This is a genomic window from Undibacterium sp. KW1, from assembly GCF_009937955.1.
Taxonomy (GTDB): domain Bacteria; phylum Pseudomonadota; class Gammaproteobacteria; order Burkholderiales; family Burkholderiaceae_D; genus Undibacterium.
On record NZ_AP018439.1, the window covers coordinates 3,379,024 to 3,397,335 of the forward strand.

An 18,312-nucleotide genomic window follows, 5' to 3' on the forward strand; every position below is an offset into this window, starting at 1 on the left:
CCCGTGAATTCTGATCTGACTGCCCCAGCCATACGCCGCCGCCTGATTTGCATGGTCTATGAAGCCATGCTGCTGTTTGGTATCGTTTTTGTCTCCGGCTTTATCTTTGATGTGATCACCCAGAGCAGGCATGCCCTGACTTTACGTCATGCCCGTCAGTTCTGGCTGTTTCTTGTCATTGGTGCATATTTCGTATTTTGCTGGAGCCGCAGCGGCCAAACTCTGGCCATGCAGACCTGGCGCATCAAGGTGGTTGATCTGGATGGCAGCAAACTCCCCGTAGTCAAGGCCATTGTGCGCTACTGCCTGGCATGGATGTGGTTTTTGCCCGCCATGGCACTGGACCATCAACTAGGCCTCAAAGAGTGGCAAATGGCTGGCGTGGTCATCGCTGGCATGCTGGCCTGGGCATACACCGCCCGTTTCGACAAGCAAGGCCAGTTCTTGCATGACCGTCTGGCCAAGACCAGATTGATCCATATTCCCTCAGAAATTGAGCTGAAAGCGCAGTCAGGGACCTGATACTCTTTTGATGTTGCGCTTTCAATGTTATTCTTATGAAATAAATTATCGAGAAGAATGACATGCAACACAAAGCTCCTCGTCGCACCAGGGAACGCATACTAGAGTTATCCCTGCGCCTTTTCAATGAATTCGGTGAACCCAATATCACCACGACCGTGATTGCTGAGGAAATGAATATTTCCCCGGGCAATCTGTATTATCATTTCCGCAACAAAGATGATATCGTCAATTCTATCTTTGTGCAGTTCGAGGCAGAGATCAACAAGAAGCTCGCGTTCCCTGAAGGGCGCAAAGCCAATATCCAGGATATCTGGACTTACCTGCACCTGACCTTTGAACTGGTCTGGCGCTATCGCTTTTTTTATCGCGACCTCAATGACTTGCTCTCCAGAAACCGCAAGCTCGAACTCAACTTCAAAGAAATACTGATGCACAAGATCAAGGTCGCGACCGAATTGTGCAATGGCTTGCGCGCCGATGGTGAGTTTGAAGCCAGCGACATCGATATCGATGCACTGGCCACCAATATGGTGGTTGTCGCAACTTACTGGCTGTCGTATGAATATGTGCGCAATCCGCGCAAATATACTGAACTGCAAACCATGTCAGAGTCGCTGGCACGTGGCTGCTACCAGGTGATTGTGCTGATCAGCCCTTACCTGCGTGGCGAAACCAAGAACGTCTTTGAGAAACTGTCGCAAGACTATTTGCGCAAGATCAATCCAGCATGAAGAATATTTGCGTCTATTGCGGCTCTTCGCCAGGCATTACGGCAGACTATGCCATTGCAGCACGCCAACTGGCTGCTGAACTGGTCAGGCAAAACCTTGGCCTGGTGTATGGCGGTGGCAATGTTGGCCTCATGGGTGTCATTGCCGATGAAGTCATGCGCCTGGGCGGCATAGTCACGGGTGTCATCCCTAAAGCGCTGATGGATAAAGAAGTTGGCCATACTGGCCTGAGCTCCCTGTATGTCGTTGCCAATATGCATGAACGCAAGGCCATGATGGCCGATTTGTCGGATGCCTTCATCGCCATGCCTGGCGGCATAGGCACACTCGAAGAATTATTTGAAATGCTGACTTGGTCTCAACTGGGTTTTCATGAAAAACCTGTTGGTTTATATAATATCAATGATTTTTACCAAAAACTGCATGATTTTCTCTTGCACACGGTAGAACAGGGCTTCTTGCGGCCTGGCCACCTGGACTTGCTTTATATGGAAACCGACCCAGCCCGGCTCTTGCAGAAGTTTGCCAACTATCGCCCAGTGCACGTGAAAAAATGGCTGGAAGTCAAAGACCTTTGATTTCTCTGCACGCCTGAAGCTTTACTCAAGGGCCAAAACCGCATGGCGAGGCCAAAAGCAGAGTAAAATGCGGCTTCATCCGACTTTTCGTGTTTATTTCAAATTATGAAATTCTCCAAGCAATTCTCTTTGTACGAATCCGAAGCAACCAACTTCATCAAAGACCTGAAAAAAGCCAATCCTGCGCTGGAACAAAGCCAGCGCGATGGCCGTGCCCTGCTGTGGGACAAGCAAGCGATAGATCTGGATACGCAAAAACGCAATCTGGAATCGCGCATTAACCAGCAAGCCTACGTGTATCAAAACAAAGGCTAAGGCTAATACAGCCTGCCTTGATACTCTGATCAATCCGGAAAGCTAGTGAGCGCCACAGCAGCGTTAACCCCAACCGATTTACCCTTGGTTGGCGCAACCGACAGCACGCCTGATGTTGTCGATGGTCTGGCATTTGCCAAGCTGTATGGTGAGCCGCTGTTCAAGCTGCCGACAGATCTGTACATCCCCCCGACGCGCTGGAAATATTCCTGGAGGCATTTGAAGGCCCGCTGGATTTGCTGCTGTACCTGATACGCAAGCAAAACTTCAATATCCTTGATATTCCAATGGCGCAAGTCACACTGCAGTATCTGCAGTACGTCGATCAGATACGCAAACACAATCTGGAACTGGCGGCCGAGTACCTGCTGATGGCGGCCATGCTCATCGAGATCAAATCCCGCATGCTGCTGCCCTCCAACAAGAGCACAGACAGCGAAGAAGCAGATGATCCGCGCGCCGAACTGGTACGCCGCCTGCTCGAATATGAACAGATGAAGCTGGCTGCTTACGATCTCAATGCCGTACCACAACTGGGCCGTGATTTTTTGCATGCCCAGGTGTTTGTCGAACAAAACACCGTGCTGCACTGGCCGCATGTCGATATCGCTGACCTGCAGTCTGCCTGGGCAGATGTATTGAAGCGCGCTACGCTTGTCGCCCACCATAAGATCAGCCGCGAAGAACTGTCTGTGCGCGAGCACATGACGGGTATCTTGCGCAAGCTGCAGTCATCCAAGTTTGTTGAATTTTCAGATTTGTTTGACGTCAGCCGTGGTGCGCCAGTGCTGGTCGTGAATTTTGTCGCCTTGCTTGAACTGGCCAAAGAAACCCTGATAGAAATCACCCAGGCTGAAGCCTTTGCGCCTATTTATGTGCGCCTGGCCTATTCGCCTGCCTGATGGCAAGAACAAAAACCATTCCTCACTAAAGAGCCGTAACATGAAAATCATTTCCTCCATTGAAGAATTGCGCGACCAGTTAAGTGGACAATTGCGTACTGCATTTGTACCCACCATGGGCAATTTGCATGAAGGGCATTTATCCCTGATGCGGCTGGCAAAAAAACATGGCGACCCTGTAGTCGCCTCGATTTTCGTGAACCGCCTGCAGTTTGGCCCGAATGAAGATTTCGACAAATACCCACGCACTTTCCAGGCTGACGTCGAGAAGCTGGAAAAAGAAGGCGTGTATGTCCTGTTTGCACCGACTGAAAAAGACTTGTATCCAGAACCGCAAGAATACCGCGTGCGCCCACCGGATGATCTGGGCAATATCCTCGAAGGTGAATTCCGCCCTGGATTTTTCACTGGTGTCACCACCGTTGTACTAAAGCTGTTCTCTTGCGTGCAGCCACGCGTTGCCGTCTTTGGTAAAAAAGATTATCAGCAGCTCATGATCGTGCGCAATATGAGCAAACAATTTGCCTTGCCGACAGAAATCATCGCCGCCGAAACTTTCAGGGCAGAAGATGGCCTGGCACTATCTTCGCGCAATATGTATCTGTCACCCGAAGAACGCGCCGAGGCACCTGCCTTGTATAAAGTCTTGAATGAAGTCGCAGCAGAAGTACGTGGCGGCCATCTGGATATGTTTGAACTCGAACGTCAGGCCATGGCAAAACTGGCGACACGCAACTGGAAACCGGATTACATCTCGATACGCAAACGCGCCGACTTGCAACCACCATCTGCTGGCGATCTCGCCCAGCAATCACCGCTGGTGGTAGTCGCTGCCGCCAAACTGGGTGGCACACGCCTGATCGACAATCTGGAAATCTGATGCGTCGTTTTCAATTGCTAACAGGCAGCCTTGCACTTGCAGCCTGCCTGACTGGGAGTCTTGCATCAACCAGTTCGTATGCTGCCATCACGGTACTGGATGATGCACAACGCCCAGTCACGCTAGAAAAACCTGCGCAACGCGTCGTCAGCCTGGCACCGCATATCACTGAGATGCTGTTCGAGGCAGGCGCGGCAAATAACATCATCGCAGTGACTGATTACAGTGACTATCCCGAGGCTGCGAAAAAACTGCCATCGATAGGTAATATTTTTGCACTGGACCTGGAGCGTCTGCTCTCCCTCAAGCCAGATCTGGTCATCGTCTGGGGTACGGGTAATGCAAAAATCCTGGCCAATAAATTGCGCAGCAACCACATTACAGTGTTTGAAAGTGAGCCCCATAATTTTGAAATGGTGGCAACTTCGATAGAAAGACTGGCGACACTGGCTGGCACTGAAAGTACTGGTAAAGCCAATGCCCAAAAATTCAGGCAGCGTCTCGACAATCTGCGCAAGACTTATCAATTGCCAGCAGGGGCAGCGCCGGTCAGCGTGTATTATCAAATGATACGCAGGCCTTTAATGACCATCAATGACACGCATATGGTGTCTGACTCCATACGTCTGTGCGGCGGCAAAAATGTGTTTGGCCAGCTCAAAGAGTTAAGCTCCACCATCACCAATGAAGCAGTGCTGGCGGCGAACCCTGATGTCATCTTCAGCAGCGGTGAAAATATCGACAGCATGGCAGACTGGAAGCAATACCCGATACTGACAGCCGTAAAGAAAAACAACTTCTACACAGTCAAAGGTGACTGGCTGAATCGCGCCGGGCCACGCATACTCGATGGTACAGAAGCACTATGCAAACACCTGGCCACAGCAAGAAGCAAATAGGCGCTGGCAGCAAACAATTTCTATTCAAGCGATAATGTTTGTCTCGCTTGCTGCCGCAAGCCTTACAGATTGATTGCTACTCATGCGCCAAGGTATTTTGTTTGCAGGCTCCGCGTATTTCCTCTGGGGCCTGTTCCCTATTTATTTCAAGACCCTGCACGACGTCCCTGCGCTGGAAATCCTGCTGAACCGCATGCTATGGTCATTGCTATTCCTGGTTGGTGTGCTGACCTGGCGCAAGCAATGGGCCTGGGTCAGCACAGCCGTCAGGCAACCAAAACTGATAGGCGGCTTTGCACTTAGCGCAGTACTTTTATCGGCCAACTGGTTTGTGTATATCTGGGCTGTCAATCATGGTCATATCGTTGATGCCAGCCTGGGTTATTTCATCACGCCTCTCGTCAATATCCTCATAGGCTCAGTCTTGCTGCGTGAGAAACTGCGTCCAGGTCAATGGCTGTCAGTAGCGCTAGCTGCTGTTGGCGTTGCCTGGCTGACCATACAGACAGGCCATCTGCCATGGATAGGCCTGGTGCTGGCAGCAACTTTTGGCACTTACGGCTTGCTGCGCAAGACTTCTGCCCTGGGCGCACTGGAAGGCTTGTCATTGGAAACCGCCCTGCTCTTCCCATTTGCCTTTGGCTGGCTATGCTGGATGACTTTGCAAGGACAAAACAGCTTCGTCGCCAGCAGCGTGGACATCAAAATGCTGCTGCTCATCAGTGGCCCTATCACTGCCATTCCCTTATTATTGTTTGCTGCTGGCGCCAGGCGCATACCGATGACGACACTGGGATTGCTGCAATACATCTCGCCGCTGGTGCAGTTATTGCTCGGCGTCTGGCTATATCATGAACCTTTCGACCACAATAAACTGGCGGGCTTTATCGCCATTTGGGCAGCACTGTTTGTCTATTCGGCAGAAGGTTTGTGGCGCAATTTCCGCACTGTCAAAATAGAAGCAAAACAAGGCAGCTAAGCGCCAATTGCCGCAAAAAGGCTATATAAATGGTTTCGTGTTAAACTGCGGCCTACGCTAGGGGTCCTGGAAATAACATTTCCGGGTGAGAGAGTCCCTTATACCTGATCTGGATAATGCCAGCGAAGGGAAGCGCAAAGTCCCGGCCCCTCCTGCTTCTTTGTTTGCTCCCGCGCTGTCATCCACAACGCATTAAAAAGCAAACCAAGAGCACATCATGTCTGATTTTACTGTACGCCCATACTTTTTACGCCCCACCGCCATTGCCTTCTCGATTGCCCAGGCTTGCCTGTTGCTGTCATCTGCGTATGCCCAGAGCAACGCAGGAAACGACAAATCCCTGCCTGAAGTGACCATCACTGGCAGCAAAGGCACAGAAAACAAGGTAGAGCGCAGCAAAGTCACCGGTTTTATTGATGCGGCACTGCTGGATACGCCTAACTCAGTCAATGCCTTTAGCACGGCACAGATGCAAGACCTGCGCATACGCCAGACTACCGATGCGATGAAATATGACGCCAGTGTCAATGATGCGTATAACGCCATTGGCTATGCCGAGCAATTCTCCATACGTGGTTTTGCCCTGGATAATTCCAGCAGCTACCGCAAAGACGGCTTTGCCATTCCCGGTGACGCTTCCATTCCATTGGAAAACAAGGAACGTGTAGAAATACTCAAGGGAATAGCTGGCTTCCAGGCTGGCTTTGGCACGCCAGGTGGCATCATCAATTATGTGACCAAGCGCCCTGCCAGCTATGCCGTTCGCTCTGCCACATTTGAAATCAGCGAGCGTGGCACTGTATATGGCGCAGCGGACATCAGTGACAATTCCAGCGACAAGCAATTTGGCTTCCGCATCAATGCAGCGGGCGAGCGCCTACGCTCTTATGTCAAAGGGGCTGACGGTAACCGCCAGTTCGTTTCTGCTGCATTTGACTGGCACATCACACCACAAGCCCTGTTGCAAATCGATGCTGACTACCAGCACAAATCGCAATTGTCGGTACCAGGTTTTCAATTATTTAATGGCACTGATTTACCACGTGGTGTCCCTGCTGACCTGATGCTCAATGCTCAGCCGTGGGCAAGACCGGTAGATACCCGCAACAGCAATCTGGGCATGCGTTTTGAGTATCAGATCAATGCTGACTGGCGCGCCAGTGTCTCTGCCAACAAACATGAATTCAAGCGAGATGACTATACCGCCTTCCCTTATGGTTGTGGCGCAGCCAATCTGTATCCAGGCTATTGCGCGAATGGCGGCTATGATGTGTATGATTACCAAAGCGTGAATGAATCCAAATCACTGTGGGGCACACAAGCCCTGTTGAATGGCAAACTCAATGTGGGTGGCATGCAGCACGAGCTGGCTGTTGGCCTCAGCAATTCACAGCGTAAAGATTATTTTGGTGATTATGTGTATGACTATGCGGGCAGCAGTAATTTGTTCCACCCTGTCAGCGTAATGCCATCTGCAAATAAAACCGGCCCGGTTTTGCTGCGTCGTACTGACAAGGAATGGTCCGCATTTGTACAGGACATTATCAGTCTGCAAGACAATCTGAAACTGCATCTGGGCCTGCGTCATCTGAATACCTCGCGCACCCAGCTTGATAATCCTGGCTATGACCAGAACAAATTCCTCTCGACGGCAGCACTGGTTTTCAAGCCAGCACAACAAATTTCTGTATATGGCAGCTTTGCCCAGGGGCTGGAACACGGCGGCATCGCGCCATTCGGCACCAGCAATGCCAGCCAGATGCTGAACCCCGGCAAATCCACACAAATTGAATTTGGTGTGAAGGCCGATGTGCAACGCGATCTGAGCCTGTCTGCAGCCATCTTCCGCATCAAGAAGCCACTGGAATATACCAATAGCAGCAATACCTATGTCAGCAATGGTGAGGCACTGCATACTGGTTTGGAGCTCTCTGCCCAGGGCAAGCTGACATCGCAACTGAATCTGGGTGCAAGCATCACTGCACTGGACGCCAAACAGCAAAACACCGGCATCAGCAGCCTCGATGACAAGCGTGTCATGAATGTGCCGCGCTTCAAATCGACAGTCTATGCAGATTATGCGATAGCTGAAGTCAAGGGTTTGAATGTGAATGCGAGCTGGCAATACGCCAGCAGCAAGGCCTTCAGTCCGGACAATAGCGTTACCGTGCCTGGCTATCACGTCGTCAATCTGGGCGCACGCTATGCGACGCAAATCGGCAATACCGCCGCCACCCTGCGTTTTAACATCGATAATGCACTGGACAAGTTTTACTGGCGCGATGTGACACAATCCCTGGGTGGTTATTTATTCCCTGGGGCGCCGCGCACTTATAAAGTGTCAGCGCAATTTGATTTCTGATACTGCCCGATCCATTCAAAAAGCGATGCCAGCTTATCTGGCATCGCTTTTTTATTGCCCGCAGTACTGCCATTTAATACTTTTCAGTCTATACGTGGCATTAGATAGAGAATATGTCATCCTTATAGCCCGCATTCAGGCAAACCTATGAGTAAGGACATGATGAATACCTTCAAGTATATTTTTGTGATCGCAGGCAGTCTGCTCGCCAGTCTTGCAAGCGCGGAAGAAGTATTGAAATGCCGCGCCAATTTTTCCGACTTTGGGAATGGCAAGCACCAGTTTGAAATACAGATAGACAAGCTGGCAGATGGCAAGCTGGCAGGGAAAATTGACGGCAAACCCGCCAATCAAGACATCAAGATGAAAGAATATCTGATATCACCTGCAATGGACTATGAGACAGATCCGTACTCAGCGGCCTTTGGCAAGCTCAATGAAGCAGAGACCGCCCTCATTCATATCCATAAATTGCAGCAGGACCCGTATGCCGGACAAAAGCCGCTCGTTTCATTCCCCCTAAAGGAAGTGAGCAAGGTGCATTATTACGATATGGTCGGTGGTGCAGGCAGTAAAGCCAACAAATTTGGTGGCACGATACTTTTCGAGGCCTATAACAAATCAGGCAAGCGCCTGGGTCGCGTGTTCAGGTCCATCATGGTGGCGGATTGCATTTGATTGCATTTGCTTACCCCAGCTTGCCAGATACAATTCGTGAGGCAAGGAGTGGTAAGCAGTACGCAGGAAAATTACACGTTCGCCCTGACCAGAAAATCTATGCCTATCTCACGCCAGGCTTCAATTTCTTTTTGCAGCCAGTAAGCGACTGTGGGGTGGACACTGACCCAGTCGCGTTTCATCTCAAGCTCAACCCTGCCCTTCATTTTCAGGCGCACATCTTCAAAATCAATTTCTGCGCGTGAATGCATGAGCATCACTGCCAGACGCAATGCCAGCACCGCCTTGGCAAAATCCTGGTCAGCCAGGCCATCACCAACCTTGCGCAGATTGCCTTTCTGACTGAGGATAAGCTTGCTCATCACCCGCTGCTCTCGCGTAGTAAAGCCTGCCATGTCGGCATTCTCTATCATGTAAGCGCCATGCTTATGATAACCGGTATGCGAGATCGCCATGCCGACTTCATGCAGGGTCGCACTCCATTGCAATAAGCGCACATAGGTGTCGCCAGCAGGTTTCAATTGCAGATACAAGGACTTCACCATGTCCGCCACCCGGTTCGCCCGCGACATATCGGTACGGAACAAATTGGCAAAAGACTGTACTGCAACTTCACGGCGGTCACGCTTGGTGGCGCGCAAATACAAATCCCACATCACACCCATGCGCAATCCGGCTTCTATGGGCAGCAGGACACTGATATTAAATTCTGTCATGAGGCCTATCAGTATGGCCAGCCCACCTACTACCATGGCAACACGTTCTGGTTTGATGCCACTTAACTCCAGTTGATCTATCTGCCCGCATTGCACACAATATTGTTTAAGTGCATTCAGGCTTTTCAAGGTCAAGGTGCCATCGCCGAGCCCACCTTTGCTGATCGCATCAGAAATCGCCCGCATGGTACCTGATGAGCCATAAGCCTTGCGCCAGTGTTGTGGCTGATAAGGTGGTGCGGCATCTTCAAACATCGAGCGGGCTGACAGGATGGCGGCATCAAATGCGGCATCCGTCAAACGCCCATCCGGGAAGAAGCTGGCGCTGTGCTTGACTGTCCCTATGCTGAAGGATTCCACTCTGAGTATCTCATGACCATGGCCAAGTATCACTTCAGTTGAACCACCACCGATATCCAGCACCAAACGACGCTCACCAGGTATCGCCACCGCATTTGATACGCCGATATAAATCAGACGCCCCTCTTCTTCACCTGAAATAACCTCGATAGGACAGCCTATGGCGGCCTCTGCCAGTGGCAATAATTGCGCCGCATTTTTTGCGATGCGTATGGTGTTGGTGGCGACTACCCGCAAGTTTTCTACCGGATAGGCATTCAGGATTTCACGAAAGCGCGCCAGGCAGTTAATCGCTTTTTGCATGGCCTCTGGCGTCAGATTGCCGTTTTTATCCAGGCCTGCTGCAAGACGTATCGGGTCGCGCGCGCTTTTGATGACTTTGATGACATCGCCTTCATGCCGGGCAATGTGCATGCGAAAACTGTTGGAACCCAGATCAACGGCGGCCAGCATGCTTTCTATCCTTTACTGAATGTGAATATGACAATCAAAAAAACGTACAGAAAAAACCAGATGAATTACAGAATAAGCATAAATGATATTAATCATTTTTTATGACCATACAGTGACCATGTCAAACTGCGGTGGTCAGTGCACCACAAATCTCAGGGCTGCACAAAAAATCTTCTCTGCATTGCTTCCAGTCCTGTGGTCTTCAGCACTTCGGCCAGACGTTCTGCAGGTCGTTTGGCTGGCAAGCCCTTGTATTCTGCCACGATGAGTTCGTTTTTCATCGAATGTTCCCATCCTACCAGTTCTGTGACCCTGACCTGATATCCATGCGCTTCCAGTTGCAAACAACGCAGCACATTGGTGATCTGGCTGCCAAATTCACGCGTATGGATAGGGTGGCGCCACATTTCTGACAAAGGGTTATTTTTTACCGCATCGCCCTTGGACTTACGCAACTCAGCTGCGACTTCTGCCTGGCAACAAGGTACCAGAACCATGAACTGGGCTTTTTTCTTGAGGGCAAACTGTATCGCATCATCTGTCGCTGTATCACAGGCATGCAAGGCAGTGACGATATCGATTTTTTCTGGCAAGGCAGATGAAGTAATCGAATCGGCAACAGATAAATTCAAAAAAGACATGCCAGGAAAATCCAGACGTTGCGCCAGCTCGGTGGAGCGCTGCACCAGTTCATCACGTGTCTCTATGCCATAAATCCTGGCCTTGCTTTGTGCTTGTTCTGACTTGAAGAACAGGTCGTACAGAATGAAGCCCAGATAAGACTTGCCCGCACCATGATCCACCAGGCTGATATCAGCATGGTCTTGCTGCAATTTCTGCAATAGCGGTTCTATGAACTGATACAGATGATAAACCTGCTTGAGCTTGCGGCGGCTATCCTGATTCATCTTGCCATCACGCGTGAGGATGTGCAGTTCCTTGAGCAACTCCAACGACTGGCCAGGGCGTATTTCATGCTTTTCCGACTTATCCGCAGGGGCGATACTGGCAGTTTTCTTTTTCATGGCTTTCATTCATCGTGCACTAACATAAGGTCCAGCATGATAAGGCATAAGCCCCTACCCGGCAAAAAAAACAGGCTCGCGTCATACACAGACGCTGTCAAATCGGGCTGCAATTTACCTTAGCAGTCTTTCAGAGAAATTTCCCCCTCAAAAGCATGAATGACACAGTCTGTGTCAATTACACAATCATTAAAGGGCAAGCATGCATCATGGCAAACAACTAGGGTAAATAATAAGGGCAAAGTATTAGGACAAATAATAGCCTATTAGTGATTTAAGCTTTACTCGTTGCCAGCAGTATGAATGACAGCAACACACTCCCCCTGATCAATAAGCAAGGACGCCCTATGAACACCATCGCCAAACACGAAAACGAACTGACAGACCCATCTGACCTGAAACGCCGCAGTTTGCTACAACTGGCTGCAGGGCTTGCCGCATCAACAACGGCAATACAAACAACAGCGGCCATATCATCTCCAGTTGCTCCTGCTGCAACAGGCAAACCCGGAGACTTCCACTTCTTGTCTGGTACCTGGAAAATCAAACACCGCCGCCTGAAAGACAAGGAATGGGATATCTTTGAAGGCGAAGCCAGCGTTATTGAAATACTTGGTGGCGTCGCCAGCATAGAAGAGCTGCGCATTCCGGCTCGCAATTTCAGCGGCATGGGCCTGAGGTTGCTCGATACAGAACGCAAGTTATGGGCTGACTACTGGGTCAATGGAAATAATGGCATATTGACCCCACCACCATCCCTGGGCAGCTTCGTCAATGGCATAGGCACCTGGGAATCCGAAGACAAGGACGGCGAACAAGCCATACTGGTACGTGGTGTCTGGGACCAGATCACCAGCAATTCCTGCCGCTGGTACCAGACCATCTCACGCGACCAGGGACAAAGCTGGCAGGAGAACTGGGTCATGCACTGGCAGCGCACCTGAGTCACACTGCATCACCCCACAGACCAGAGGCTGCGCCACTTAATGCGCGGCAGCCCTGGAAAATACATTCATGATAATCACACCAGCCATGATGAAGGCGATACCAATCAGGGCAGGCATATCAAGTTTTTGTCCAAATAAAAACCACCCGATGAGTGTGACCAGCACGATGCCAACACCAGACCAGACAGCGTAAGCCACGCCCACAGGAATAACTCTTAGGGTCAGCGATAGAAAGTAGAACGCCAGCCCGTACCCGAGCACCACCAATACAGATGGCCACAAGCGCGTAAAACCTTCGCTGGCCTTCAGTGACGAAGTAGCGATAGTTTCAGCAATGATGGCAATGCCTAGTAACAGCCATTTATTCATGATGCCAGCTCCTGGAGTTGTCATTACTGATAACTCACCCGATTGAAATACCAGCAACAATTTCATACTCAAAACTGAGTAAATACCGAAAGCAGAAAAGCAAAAAGCCAACCCCTTAAGATTGGCTTTTTGCTATATGTCTTGGTAGGCCGTGCGGGATTCGAACCTGCGACCAACGGATTAAAAGTCCGCTGCTCTACCAGCTGAGCTAACGACCCAAAACTGCTTACTGCTAAAAAATTTAAAGACTTAGTAATGTGACCTAAGTCTTTCATGTTCGTGGTAGGCCGTGCGGGATTCGAACCTGCGACCAACGGATTAAAAGTCCGCTGCTCTACCAGCTGAGCTAACGACCCCCGAAAGACCAAAATTATAGTATGTTCCAGATACTCTGTCAACGGCGTTACTGGAATAAGAAAGGATAGGCCTGTCAGGCAGGCCTGATTTTCCGGTCCTGCCATAGGAGGATAGTATGTCAGGCAGGAGATTCTGGCGTCGCCCTTACGCAACGCCATGATAAAGCCAGGCTTACTTCAATGCTGCCAAACGGTTCTTGGCCGCTTGTGCGGCTTCGGTGTCAGGGTATTTTGCCAGGACGCTTTCCAGTACTTTTTTAGCTGCAGGTTTTTCCTTGAGCTCTATGTGACAAGAAGCGATGTTCAGCAAGGCATCTGGTGCTTTGGGATGATCTGGATAACTCTTGACCACTTGCTGCATGTTTGCAATCGCATTGCGGAAATCGCGTTGCGCGAAATATGAGAAACCCAACCAGTATTGCGCAGATCCGGCAAAGGCAGATTGTGGGTAATTGGTGAGGAAGTTGGTATAAGCCGGTGCTGCCGCCTTGTAGTCACCTGCTTTGAACAGGGCCATGGCAGCATCGAAGGTGCGTTGCTCATTGACGTCAACTGTGGCCTCCTGTCCATCAACGGTCATGCGCTTTGGCTCGAGCTTGCGCACCCGGTTATCGAGATCAACGTAAAAATCCTGCTGGCGCTTCTGGGCATTGGTAAGGTCGTTTGTCAGCACTTCTATCTGACCACGGAGTTTTGAAATTTCTGCGCGCAATGCTTCATTTTCATTCGCCAGCTCCAGCGCAGTACCCTTGTCTGCCTTGGTCTCGAGCTTGGAATCAAGCCTGGCATTGACCGCATCCACTTTTGCACGCAGATCCAAGATGGCTTTGCGTGCCTCATCATCGTCAAAAATACCTGCAGAAGCCAGGCCAGGCAAGAATGTGCAAGACAGCGCGGCCGCGAGAATGGTAGTACGTAAGGAATTGAGTTTCATGGCGATCTGAAAAAATGAAAACGCGCAGCAGCTTCATGGCAAAGTTGCTGCGCCAAATGCAAAGAAAGCCTCAACAGAGGCTTTCAAATATGGGATTACTTGTACAGAATGTCTGCGCGGCGGTTTTCTGCCCAGGAGGCTTCATCGCTACCAGTTGCCTTTGGTTTTTCCTTACCCAAAGAAACCGCTTCGATTTGCGCATCGGACACACCCAGCAAAGTCAGGGACTTGCGCACGGCTTCTGCACGCTTTTGGCCCAGTGCCAGATTGTATTCACGGCCACCGCGTTCATCGGTATTACCCTGAATCAGGATATTACGGTTCTTGTTTGTCGCCAGGAATTTTGCGTGTGCATCAACGACTGGTTTGAACTCTTCTTTGACGGCATAGCTGTCATAGTCAAAATAAACACTACGCTTAGCCAATGCGCCTTGAGTCAGCGGATCAACAGTCGCAGTGACTTGTTTCACAGTGTTTGTATCTGCGCCGGCTGTTGCCATTGTGTTAGTGGATTTATCTTCGACTTTCTTTTCTTCCAGTGGTACTTTGGAAGCACAGGCTGTCATCAGAACAACGCTGGAAATCAAGATCGCCAGGGTTTTGGATTGGGATGTAATACGCATTTTCTCTCCTAATTAATCAAATAGTAAATACTGCTTATTTCATGAAAGGACCCCAGGTGGGCTCCCGAAAATCTCCGGCCTGGACCGGTAATTTATATTTCACCTTGCCATCAATGGACACTACTGACAGCTCGCCGCGACGCCCAGAATCGGTTGCGTACATAATGTAACGTCCATTTGGTGAGAAACTCGGTGACTCGTCCCTGGTGGTATCAGACACTCTTAATTCCTGGCCGCTAGCCAAGTCCAGTACATATAACTGGAACTTGCCATCACGACGTGAAATATAAGCCAAAGTCTTGCCGTCGGGGGATATTCTTGGGGTGATATTGTACGATCCAGTAAAGGTCACGCGTTTGGGGTCTCCACCGCTTGCACTCATTTTATAGATTTGCGGGCCGCCACTACGGTCACTGAGGAAATAAATAGATTGGCCATCGGCAGAAAATTGCGGCTCGGTGTCAATCGAAGAACTGGAGGTCAGTTTTTGCAAATTGCCACCACTGGCACTCACTGTAAAAATCTGCGTCTGTCCGTCACGCGACAAAGCCACAGCCAGTTTGCTGCCATCGGGCGACCACGCAGGGGCCGAATTATTCCCTTTGAAATTGGCAACTTCTGTCCTATCGCCCGTGATCAGGTTTTGCACGAGAATCACCGGTTTGCGCTTTTCAAAGGAAACATAAGCGACCTTGGTACCATCTGGCGACCAGGCTGGGGAAATAATAGGTTCAGAAGAACGCAAAGCTGGTATTGCACCCTGGCCGTCAGCATCAGCCACTTCGAGGCGGTATTCAGCGCCCGCCTTGGTCACGTAGGCAATGCGCGTAGAAAATATACCGCGCACGCCGGTCAATTTTTCGTAGATGTCGTCAGCAATTCTGTGTCCCGCCAGGCGTACCCTGCTGGGTGGTGTGGTCTGGGAGAAGCCGGACAGGGTACTGGATTTCACAGTATCAAGCAGTTTGTAGCGTACATCAAAGCGGCCATCGGCTAGACTTTGCACACTGCCGACAACCAAGGCGTAGGCCCCCTTGGCTTTCCAGTCACCAAAATTGATTGGGGAATTTTCGTTCAGGACCACGTTGGCATCGATGATTTTGAAGTAACCACTGCGACCAAGGTCATCCTTGATGATGCCGGTGACTTGTTGAGGAGTCAGTGCCTCGTCTGAAAAACCTGCAATGGCAATGGGAATCTGATTTGAGCCCACGCCTGCAACTTCAACCGTAATTTGCGCATAGGCAGAGCCAAGACCAAACCCGGATAAACTAGCAACGGTAACAATCACCGCGGCAACTGAAACTTTTTTAAAAATAGACATCATTGGTTTTTATTATTCCTTCATACGGTGAACCAGCTTCACGCTGGATGGAACTTGACCAGTCTTGTCGCGCGGAAATGGGGCTGATGCTTCTATGGCTGCCGCAACCGCGTCATCAAAAGCTGGAATCCCTGAGGATTTAACTTTGCGTATTGCACCACGGAGTGATCCATCTGGCAATAGGTTAATGGTGTATTCCACTGTAGGATTACCGATCGTGCTATCAATTCCGCCGTAACTTGTGTTCGACCTGACCTTGGCGGCAATTTTTGCGAGATAGCTTGGGTCACCTCGGTTATTACCCGTCGATTTTTCACTGCTACCATTACCACCACTGTCGCTGGTGATAACAGGTTTGGTACCTCTGGCCAACTCCTCCTTAAAGAGTTTGTCGCTCTTCTCTTTTTCTTTGGCAGCGAGTTTCTTTTTCTCGGCTTCCTGAGCCAGTTTTTCTTCTTTGCGTTTTTGCTCGGCAAGTTTTTCCTGCTGCTCTTCCTTGCGTTTTTTCTCTGCGAGTTCGCGCTGATGCTCTTCTTCTTTTTTCTTTTCGAGCAATTTACGCTTTTTTTCCTGTGCCAGGGCAATTTCAGGGTCTTCCTGGCGCACTTCTTCCTTGACCGGCACAGGCTCTTTCGGTTTTTCTTCTACGACGGGCTCAGGAACAGGGACGGGCTTGGGGGCAGCTTCACGGGTGGTCATATCCCAGACCTCCGCCTCTACTGCGCTGGTTTCCTTGTTTTGCCAGCGCACACCTATCCATAAGAAACTTAACAAAACGACATGCACAAGGGCGGCCAGCGCTACGGATCGCAATTGCCCCTTCTGATGTTGATGAAAATCCGGATGTACTTGCTTGGAAACCTGATTCATAGTCATTAAGACTTTATTTGCCCGACTTGGTTCCGGAAATGTTGACCATGTCAGTGACAAAAAATGCACATTAAAGTTGTAACAGCTGAAATTATAAACCGCAAAAGACTTTTTCCTCATAATTCGTACTGAACTACGATACCCACCGTCTTTGGCGTTTTTGTATACGCCTTTATATATTAACGCATAAGAAAAAACCAATCCGTGTAAAATTTGTAAGTGATTTGCGTATGTACTAAAACTCACTTCATCAACAGTGCCTGGGCAAGCTCCTGAGAAGCTGGCTGATCTATATTTCCGCCCTTATATTTATATAAAAACAACATAAAATCAAAAGAAACTTACTCACTTATCCGAGCCAAGGACATCATGTCACACTTACCTACCCCAGGTGCCGTTATCTATGCCAAGGACTTGAGCAAACTCAGCTGTTTTTACGAGCAAGTCCTGCTACCTACTGCCACCCATGCCAATGACGACTACACCATACTTGAGTTGCCGCATTTTCATCTGGTCGTCCACGCCATACCTGCACAGATTGCGAGCACTTTTGAAATCTCGGTTCCACCACGACTGAGGTCAGACACGGCTATCAAATTGATGCTGCCTGTTGCCAGTATCAGCAAAGCCAGGGGTGTCGCAGCCAGCCTTGGTGGCAAGGTAGATGCAGAGTACTACGAATGGGAATTCCAGCATTGCCGCATCTGCGATGGCTACGACCCGGAAGGCAATGTTATCCAACTCAGGGAACATCTATCCAGATAAACGGCATAAAAATCCTGAAAGTTTGTGAGCCAATTTGAAACTTTCAATGCCATCGCATGTCCATCCTGCTACTAACAAATAAATTTGAGGATGTGGCAATGGACAAAGCGGGTAAACTCAGCAAGATCACGATTTCTTTACACTGGATCACAGGCATCGTCATCATGGCTTTATGTGCCGTGGGCTTATATATGACGCGTGCCGAGGCCTGGGCTTTGTACCCGGTTCATAAATCCGTGGGTGTGCTGGTTTTATTTGTTGCCCTGTTGCGCGTTTTCTGGCGCATCAAAAATGGTTGGCCAGCAGCGGCGGCAGACTACACACAGCTTGAACAGCGCCTGGCAAAAATCATCAAATGGGTGTTGATCATTGCCACACTGGCTCTGCCCATGACAGGCATGCTGTTTTCTGGTGCCAGCGGCCATGGCTTTGGCATCTTTGGCCTGGTCATCGTACCAGCCCAGCATATGCCAGGCAACCCGGACCAGGTGTTAGCCTATAGCGAATTCTGGGCTGAAGCTGGTGAAGCCTTGCATCAAGCGACTGCCTACATCCTGATTGCAGCAATAATCCTGCATTTGGCTGGTGCATTCAAACATCACTTCATAGACAAAGACGCTACCTTAAAGCGCATGCTGGGCAAGTAATTTACACGTTGATGCATCATTCCATGTTCAAACTGAGGCAAGGCTCACACAGATGCATTGATGTGGCTCGCTTG

General features: G+C 49.9%; 19 protein-coding genes, 2 tRNA genes, 1 pseudogene and 1 riboswitch. Of the genes and pseudogenes, 13 read left to right on the plus strand and 9 right to left on the minus strand.

The window, feature by feature from the left end:
• The first annotated feature begins 3 nt into the window (after nt 1-3).
• The 10 genes and pseudogenes from UNDKW_RS15220 to UNDKW_RS15265 all read left to right on the plus strand — a co-directional run bounded on the left by UNDKW_RS15220 (nt 4) and on the right by UNDKW_RS15265 (nt 8,849).
• On the plus strand, nt 4-522 hold the full coding sequence (locus tag UNDKW_RS15220) for an RDD family protein (RefSeq protein WP_232062986.1): 519 nt from the start codon (nt 4-6) through the stop codon (nt 520-522).
• A 62-nt stretch (nt 523-584) separates the two neighbouring features.
• Nucleotides 585-1,256 (plus strand): TetR/AcrR family transcriptional regulator, encoded by a 672-nt coding sequence (locus UNDKW_RS15225; protein ID WP_162059365.1) that lies wholly within the window; start codon nt 585-587, stop codon nt 1,254-1,256.
• Nucleotides 1,253-1,834, plus strand: a complete 582-nt coding sequence (locus UNDKW_RS15230) for a TIGR00730 family Rossman fold protein (RefSeq protein ID WP_162059366.1) — start codon at nt 1,253-1,255, stop codon at nt 1,832-1,834. The genes UNDKW_RS15225 and UNDKW_RS15230 overlap by 4 nt, the downstream gene beginning before the upstream one ends.
• Before the next feature lie 105 nt (nt 1,835-1,939).
• Nucleotides 1,940-2,149, plus strand: coding sequence for a DUF3460 family protein (locus tag UNDKW_RS15235; RefSeq protein ID WP_162059367.1), 210 nt, complete (start codon nt 1,940-1,942; stop codon nt 2,147-2,149).
• 45 nt (nt 2,150-2,194) lie between these two features.
• Nucleotides 2,195-3,051 (plus strand): annotated as a pseudogene (locus UNDKW_RS15240) (ScpA family protein).
• Nucleotides 3,052-3,091: 40 nt separating this feature from the next.
• Entirely contained in the window at nt 3,092-3,931 is an 840-nt protein-coding gene (gene panC / locus UNDKW_RS15245) for a pantoate--beta-alanine ligase (RefSeq protein ID WP_162041832.1), read from the plus strand.
• Complete coding sequence (locus tag UNDKW_RS15250; protein ID WP_162059368.1) at nt 3,931-4,830, plus strand: cobalamin-binding protein; 900 nt, start codon at nt 3,931-3,933, stop codon at nt 4,828-4,830. Before panC ends, UNDKW_RS15250 begins: the two co-directional genes overlap by 1 nt.
• A gap of 82 nt (nt 4,831-4,912) precedes the next feature.
• On the plus strand, nt 4,913-5,809 hold the full coding sequence (rarD, locus tag UNDKW_RS15255; RefSeq protein ID WP_162041834.1) for an EamA family transporter RarD: 897 nt from the start codon (nt 4,913-4,915) through the stop codon (nt 5,807-5,809).
• Nucleotides 5,810-5,858: 49 nt separating this feature from the next.
• Nucleotides 5,859-5,957, plus strand: a riboswitch (TPP riboswitch).
• Between the two features lie 69 nt (nt 5,958-6,026).
• Complete coding sequence (locus UNDKW_RS15260) at nt 6,027-8,171, plus strand: TonB-dependent siderophore receptor (RefSeq protein ID WP_162059369.1); 2,145 nt, start codon at nt 6,027-6,029, stop codon at nt 8,169-8,171.
• A gap of 162 nt (nt 8,172-8,333) precedes the next feature.
• On the plus strand, nt 8,334-8,849 hold the full coding sequence (locus tag UNDKW_RS15265) for a hypothetical protein (protein ID WP_162059370.1): 516 nt from the start codon (nt 8,334-8,336) through the stop codon (nt 8,847-8,849).
• A 71-nt stretch (nt 8,850-8,920) separates the two neighbouring features.
• Here UNDKW_RS15265 and UNDKW_RS15270 read toward each other — a convergent pair whose 3' ends face one another.
• Complete coding sequence (locus UNDKW_RS15270) at nt 8,921-10,378, minus strand: Ppx/GppA phosphatase family protein (protein ID WP_162059371.1); 1,458 nt, start codon at nt 10,376-10,378, stop codon at nt 8,921-8,923.
• 152 nt (nt 10,379-10,530) lie between these two features.
• On the minus strand, nt 10,531-11,403 hold the full coding sequence (locus tag UNDKW_RS15275) for an SAM-dependent methyltransferase (RefSeq protein ID WP_162059372.1): 873 nt from the start codon (nt 11,401-11,403) through the stop codon (nt 10,531-10,533).
• 347 nt (nt 11,404-11,750) lie between these two features.
• Between UNDKW_RS15275 and UNDKW_RS15280 the strand changes: the two genes are divergently transcribed.
• Nucleotides 11,751-12,347, plus strand: coding sequence for a hypothetical protein (locus UNDKW_RS15280; RefSeq protein WP_162059373.1), 597 nt, complete (start codon nt 11,751-11,753; stop codon nt 12,345-12,347).
• Nucleotides 12,348-12,386: 39 nt separating this feature from the next.
• On the opposite strand, the gene UNDKW_RS15285 is transcribed toward UNDKW_RS15280, so the two are convergent.
• The 7 genes from UNDKW_RS15285 to UNDKW_RS15315 form a co-directional block, all read right to left on the minus strand.
• The gene (locus UNDKW_RS15285; protein WP_162059374.1) at nt 12,387-12,719 is read right to left on the minus strand and encodes an SMR family transporter; all 333 of its coding nucleotides are present in this window, start codon (nt 12,717-12,719) and stop codon (nt 12,387-12,389) included.
• A gap of 142 nt (nt 12,720-12,861) precedes the next feature.
• Nucleotides 12,862-12,937, minus strand: a tRNA-Lys gene (locus UNDKW_RS15290).
• A 62-nt stretch (nt 12,938-12,999) separates the two neighbouring features.
• Nucleotides 13,000-13,075, minus strand: a tRNA-Lys gene (locus UNDKW_RS15295).
• A 172-nt stretch (nt 13,076-13,247) separates the two neighbouring features.
• On the minus strand, nt 13,248-14,009 hold the full coding sequence (gene ybgF / locus UNDKW_RS15300) for a tol-pal system protein YbgF (protein WP_162059375.1): 762 nt from the start codon (nt 14,007-14,009) through the stop codon (nt 13,248-13,250).
• A 95-nt stretch (nt 14,010-14,104) separates the two neighbouring features.
• A complete protein-coding gene (pal, locus tag UNDKW_RS15305) occupies nt 14,105-14,632 on the minus strand; it encodes a peptidoglycan-associated lipoprotein Pal (RefSeq protein WP_162041842.1) in 528 nt (175 codons plus the stop codon).
• A gap of 34 nt (nt 14,633-14,666) precedes the next feature.
• Nucleotides 14,667-15,956: a Tol-Pal system beta propeller repeat protein TolB gene (gene tolB / locus UNDKW_RS15310; protein ID WP_370529033.1), complete on the minus strand. Its 1,290-nt coding sequence runs from the start codon at nt 15,954-15,956 to the stop codon at nt 14,667-14,669.
• Nucleotides 15,957-15,968: 12 nt separating this feature from the next.
• Nucleotides 15,969-17,072 carry a cell envelope integrity protein TolA gene (locus UNDKW_RS15315; RefSeq protein ID WP_232062987.1) on the minus strand — a complete coding sequence of 368 codons (1,104 nt, stop codon included), beginning with the start codon at nt 17,070-17,072 and terminating at the stop codon, nt 15,969-15,971.
• Nucleotides 17,073-17,195: 123 nt separating this feature from the next.
• Here UNDKW_RS15315 and UNDKW_RS15320 point away from each other — a divergent pair, with 123 nt between their 5' ends.
• Together UNDKW_RS15320 and UNDKW_RS15325 are read left to right on the plus strand one after the other, a co-directional pair.
• Complete coding sequence (locus UNDKW_RS15320) at nt 17,196-17,591, plus strand: hypothetical protein (RefSeq protein WP_162059377.1); 396 nt, start codon at nt 17,196-17,198, stop codon at nt 17,589-17,591.
• A gap of 98 nt (nt 17,592-17,689) precedes the next feature.
• Nucleotides 17,690-18,238 (plus strand): cytochrome b, encoded by a 549-nt coding sequence (locus tag UNDKW_RS15325; protein WP_162059378.1) that lies wholly within the window; start codon nt 17,690-17,692, stop codon nt 18,236-18,238.
• The last annotated feature ends 74 nt before the right edge of the window (nt 18,239-18,312 follow it).